Source organism: Streptomyces milbemycinicus (assembly GCF_002154605.1).
Taxonomy (GTDB): Bacteria; Actinomycetota; Actinomycetes; order Streptomycetales; family Streptomycetaceae; genus Streptomyces; species Streptomyces milbemycinicus.
In genome coordinates this window covers 1-5,045 of record NZ_MUNE01000419.1, presented here as the reverse complement: position 1 = coordinate 5,045, position 5,045 = coordinate 1, and the positions used below count along the sequence as shown (strand labels likewise).

The 5,045-nt window shown below is 69.2% G+C and carries 5 protein-coding genes and 1 pseudogene; 5 read left to right on the top strand and 1 reads right to left on the bottom strand.

What is annotated here, in order from left to right; all coding sequences use genetic code 11:
- Positions 1-402, top strand: a 402-nt coding sequence (locus CCN51_RS31450; RefSeq protein ID WP_143675936.1) for an aldehyde dehydrogenase family protein, incomplete at its 5' end; no start/stop codon positions are given.
- 113 nt (positions 403-515) lie between these two features.
- On the opposite strand, the pseudogene CCN51_RS60175 reads toward CCN51_RS31450, so the two are convergent.
- A pseudogene (locus CCN51_RS60175) lies at positions 516-718 on the bottom strand (glycerophosphodiester phosphodiesterase); the annotation flags it as partial.
- A 120-nt stretch (positions 719-838) separates the two neighbouring features.
- On the opposite strand from CCN51_RS60175, the gene CCN51_RS55195 reads away from it, so the two are divergent.
- From CCN51_RS55195 to CCN51_RS31435, 4 genes are all read left to right on the top strand, one after another.
- Entirely contained in the window at positions 839-1,012 is a 174-nt protein-coding gene (locus tag CCN51_RS55195; RefSeq protein WP_014182308.1) for a hypothetical protein, read from the top strand.
- 87 nt (positions 1,013-1,099) lie between these two features.
- On the top strand, positions 1,100-2,620 hold the full coding sequence (locus tag CCN51_RS31445) for a gamma-aminobutyraldehyde dehydrogenase (protein WP_014182309.1): 1,521 nt from the start codon (positions 1,100-1,102) through the stop codon (positions 2,618-2,620).
- Positions 2,621-2,689: 69 nt separating this feature from the next.
- Positions 2,690-3,940 (top strand): polyamine ABC transporter substrate-binding protein, encoded by a 1,251-nt coding sequence (locus tag CCN51_RS31440; protein WP_043492807.1) that lies wholly within the window; start codon positions 2,690-2,692, stop codon positions 3,938-3,940.
- A 21-nt stretch (positions 3,941-3,961) separates the two neighbouring features.
- Positions 3,962-5,045: ABC transporter ATP-binding protein (locus tag CCN51_RS31435; RefSeq protein WP_086860377.1), on the top strand; the 1,084-nt coding region annotated here is incomplete at its 3' end.

Below are 5,045 nucleotides of genomic sequence, written 5' to 3'. Positions count from 1 at the left end.
GCCAAGGTCGAGGCGGGCGGCTACCGCGTCGGCGAGAAGGGCTTCTTCTACGCCCCCACCGTCGTCTCGGGGCTCAAACAGGAGGACGAGATCATCCAGCAGGAGGTCTTCGGCCCGGTCATCACCGTCCAGTCCTTCACCGACGAGGCCCAGGCCCTCTCCTACGCCAACGGCGTGGAATACGCCCTGGCGTCGTCGGTATGGACCAAGGACCACGCGCGCGCCATGCGGATGTCCAAGGCCCTGGACTTCGGCTGCGTCTGGATCAACACCCACATCCCGCTGGTCGCCGAGATGCCGCACGGCGGCTTCAAGAAGTCCGGCTACGGCAAGGACCTGTCCGCGTACGGCTTCGAGGACTACACACGGATCAAGCACGTGATGACCTCGCTGGACGGCTGACCCCGCGGAACCCCGAGGGGCGCGAACGCGCATACCGTGTCCGTGCCCCTCATGGCTGTGCGAGGCCCGGGTTCGCCTGTGCTCGGACCGGGCGGATCCACGGCCTGGCCGATCTACCGGTGCCGGACCGGGCGCCGGACCGGGATGCCGAGCCCGGCGGCGAGGCCGCCGACGGGGCACGGGCCATGGTGCGCAGCGGCGGCCGAGCCGGACCGCCGGGTGTCGGCGGTCCAGGCCGAGACCAGCAATCCGTCGGCGTGGTTGCGGGCCACCAGGCCTCGGACACCAGCCCGAAGCGGTAGTCGAGCCACCGGGGCAGGGGCGCAGGGCGGCCGGCAGCTGCGTGCCGGGCGTGCCGGCGTCGTCCAGCGGCCCCGCACCCCCAGCGCCTACCCGGGCGGGCCGTACGCGTGGCCGGATACGGCGCCCAGGCGGCATGGACACCGCCGGGCTGGTCCGCGGCATCATCAGCATGGCCATCCCGGCCATCTGCCTCGCGGCGCTGGACGCCGCCGACTCCGTGTTCTGGCCCGGAATCGGTGACCTCCAGCCTTATCCGATCACCGAATCCGTCGCGAAACTAAAACGCAACAACGGAATCCCTTGTTGAAGAGAGGGTCCTCTGCCAGGATCGGCCTTCGATTCCGGCTAGAACGACGCCATGCCCCGAGGGGCGACCGGCGGAGGAGAGCACGCGATGGATCAGCGGTTCGATGTGACGGAGCGGTTCGCTCAGGGTGCGCAGTACATCGCGGGTCGGCTGCGCACAGGCGGCTCGGAACGCATACACGCGGTCGTCGACCCGGCCACCGGTGAGCAGGTGTACACCTACCGGCTCGCCGGTCCGGCCGACGTCGACGACGCCGTGGCGGCGGCGGAGGCCGCCTTCCCCGAATGGGCGGGCGCCACCCCCGGTGAGCGCTCGGACGCCATGCACCGGTTCGCCGCCGCGCTCGGGGAGCGGGCGGAGGAACTCGCCTACGCCGAGTCGTTGCAGTGCGGTAAGCCGATCAAGCTCACCACCGAGTTCGACGTCCCCGGCACCATCGACAACACCGCCTTCTTCGCGGGCGCCGCCCGCCATCTGGAGGGCAAGGCGGCCGCCGAGTACAGCGGTGACCACACCTCGTACATCCGCCGTGAACCGATCGGCGTCGTCGGCTCCATCGCCCCCTGGAACTATCCGCTCCAGATGGCAGCGTGGAAGGTCCTCCCGGCCATCGCCGCGGGCAACACCGTCGTCCTCAAGCCCGCCGAACTCACCCCGCTGACCTCGCTGATGTTCGCGCAGGCGGCCACCGAGGCGGGTATCCCGGACGGTGTCGTCAACATCGTGACCGGCACCGGCCTGGAAGCCGGTGAACAGCTGGTCGGCCACCCCGGCGTGGCCATGACTTCCTTCACCGGCTCGACCGCCGTCGGTAAGCGGGTGGCCGAACTGGCCACCGCCACCATCAAGCGGCTCCACCTCGAACTCGGCGGCAAGGCGCCCTTCGTCGTCTTCGACGACGCGGACGTCGAGGCCGCCGCCCACGGCGCCGTCGCGGGCGCCCTGATCAACACCGGCCAGGACTGCACCGCCGCCACCCGCGCCTACGTCCAGCGTCCGCTGTACGACGCGTTCGTGGCCGCCGTCGCCGATCTGATGGCGTCCGTACGCCTCGGTGACCCCTTCGACCCGCACACCGACCTCGGCCCCCTCATCTCGCACACCCAGCGCGACCGCGTCGCGGGCTTCGTCGAGCGGGCCCGCGGCTACGCCACCGTCGTCACCGGTGGTGAGGCCCCCGGCGGCGATCTCGCCATGGGCGCCTACTACCGGCCCACCCTCATCACCGGTGCCGCCCAGGACAGCGAGATCGTCCAGTCCGAGATCTTCGGCCCGGTCCTGGTCGTCCTCCCCTTCGACAGCGACGACGAAGGCCTGGCCCTGGCCAATGACACCCCCTACGGCCTCGCCGCCTCCGCCTGGAGCCGCGATGTCTACCGGACCCACCGCGCCACCCGCGAGATCAAGGCCGGATGTGTGTGGATCAACGACCACATCCCGATCATCAGCGAGATGCCGCACGGCGGCTTCAAGAAGTCCGGCTACGGCAAGGACATGTCGGCGTACTCCTTCGAGGAGTACACGCAGGTCAAGCATGTGATGTTCGACAACACGGCGGAGGTCCGCAAGGACTGGCACCGCACGGTCTTCGGGGACCGACAGATCTGATTCGTGCGGCCACCGCGTGTGGCCTTCGGCCGGCTGGGACCGGCCGACATCCTCGAAAGGCACAGCTTCATGGAACCAACCCACGAGCCCGAGAGCCTGTCCCCACCGCAGATCGCCGCGATCCGCCGCAGCATGACCAGCGGCCGGATGGCCCTGACCCGCCGCGGCCTGCTGCGCGCGGGCGGCGCCGGAGCGTTCGCCATCGGCGGGCTCGGGGCGCTGAGCGGCTGCGGCATCCCGCCCGCGGGGCGCGCCGAGGCGGACAACGCTTCCGAGGACCACTCCGACGACGAGAGGCGGGTCAACTTCTCCAACTGGACCGAGTACATGGACGTCACCGACGACAACAAGCACCGTCCGACGCTCGAGGAGTTCCGGCGCCGCACCGGCATCACGGTGAAGTACACCGAGGACATCAACGACAACGTCGAGTTCTTCGGGAAGATCAAGCCCCAGCTCGCCGCGGGCCAGGACACCGGACGCGACCTCATCTGCGTCACCGACTGGCTGGCCGGACGGATGATCCGGCTCGGCTGGATGCAGCAGCTGGACGCGTCCAACCTGCCGCACGCCTACACCAACTTGGGGAAAGGCTTCCGCGATCCCGACTGGGACCCGGGCCGCGCCCACTCCTACCCGTGGACCGGTATCCCCGCCGTCATCGCGTACAACAAGAAGGCCACCGGCGACCGCAAGGTCACCTCCGTCTCCCAGCTGCTGGAGGACCCCAAGCTCAAGGGCCGGGTCGGAATGCTGACCGAGATGCGCGACACCGTCGGGCTCACCCTGCTCGACATGGGCAAGCGCCCCGAGACCGTCACCGCCGACGAGTACGACGCCGCCATTGCCCGGCTCCAGAAGGCCGCCGACCGAGGCCAGATCCGCCGGTTCACCGGCAACGACTACACCGGCGACCTCAGCTCGGGCGACCTCGCCGCGTGTGTCGCCTGGGCCGGTGACCTCATCCAGCTCCAGGCGGACAACCCGGAGATCGAGTTCACCATCCCGGAGGCGGGCTACATGATCTCCACCGACAACCTCCTCATCCCCAGCAAGGCCCGCCACAAGAAGAACGCCGAACGGCTCATCGACTACTACTACGAGCCCAAGGTCGCCGCGAAGATCGCCGCGTACATCAACTACGTCTGCCCGGTCGACGGCGTACGCGCCGAACTTGCGAAGATCGACAAGGACCTGGCGAACAACCCGCTGATCATCCCGGACGACGAGATGGTCGCCAAGTCCCACGCCTTCCGCCTGCTGTCGAGCAAGGAAGAGACGGCATTCGAGGACAAGTTCGCCAAGCTCACCGGCGTCTGACAAGCGAGAAAGACCGCAGCCATGACCCAGCAGCCCACCACCGGCGGCGATGTCCGCCTCACCGGGATCAGTAAGACCTACGGGTCCTTCACCGCCGTCCACCCGCTCGATCTGCACATACCCGCCGGCTCTTTCTTCGCCCTGCTCGGCGCCTCCGGCTGCGGTAAGACCACCACCCTGCGCATGATCGCGGGCCTGGAGGACCCCACCACCGGTACCGTCCTGCTCGCCGGACAGGACGTCACCGCCCTCCCGCCGTACAAGCGCCCGGTCAACACCGTCTTCCAGAGCTACGCCCTCTTCCCGCACCTCGACGTCTACGAGAACGTCGCCTTCGGCCTGCGCCGCCGCGGCGTCAAGTCGGTGAAGAAGCAGGTCGAGGAGATGCTGGAACTGGTCCAGCTCGGCGACTTCGCCCGCCGCAAGCCCCAGCAGCTCTCCGGCGGCCAGCAGCAGCGCGTCGCCGTCGCCCGCGCGCTGATCAACCACCCGCGGGTGCTGCTCCTCGACGAGCCGCTGGGCGCCCTCGACCTCAAGCTGCGCCGTCAGATGCAGCTCGAGCTCAAGCGCATCCAGACCGAGGTGGGCATCACCTTCGTCCATGTCACCCACGACCAGGAGGAGGCCATGACCATGGCCGACACGGTCGCGGTGATGAACGGCGGCCGCGTCGAGCAGCAGGGCGCCCCCGCCGAGCTCTACGAGAACCCCGCCACCACCTTCGTCGCCAACTTCCTCGGCACCTCCAACCTCATCGAGGCCGAGATCAGCGACAAGAGCGGCGGCGCCCTGGTGCTGACCACCGCGGGCGGCAAGCTCGCCCTGCCCGCCGCCCGATGCAGCGCACCCGTGCGCACCGGCGGCAAGGTGCTCGTCGGAGTGCGCCCGGAGAAGATCTCCCTCACCCATGCCGAGGACGCCGACACCGTCGCCGACGGACGCAACCGGATCACCGGCCGGATCGCGGACTCCAGCTTCATCGGCGTCTCCACGCAGTACGTGGTGAAGACCCCGGACTGCCCCGAGATCGCCGTCTACGAGCAGAACATCGAACGCGATCCGCGGCTGGTCCCCGGCGCCGAGGTCGTCCTGCACTGGAACCCGG

Excerpts from the sequence above, each read along its gene's own strand:
- CCN51_RS31440 (WP_043492807.1), top strand. The coding sequence starts at position 2,690 with ATGGAACCAACCCACGAGCCCGAGAGCCTGTCCCCACCGCAGATCGCC.
- CCN51_RS31445 (WP_014182309.1), top strand. The coding sequence starts at position 1,100 with ATGGATCAGCGGTTCGATGTGACGGAGCGGTTCGCTCAGGGTGCGCAG.
- CCN51_RS55195 (WP_014182308.1), top strand. The coding sequence starts at position 839 with ATGGACACCGCCGGGCTGGTCCGCGGCATCATCAGCATGGCCATCCCG.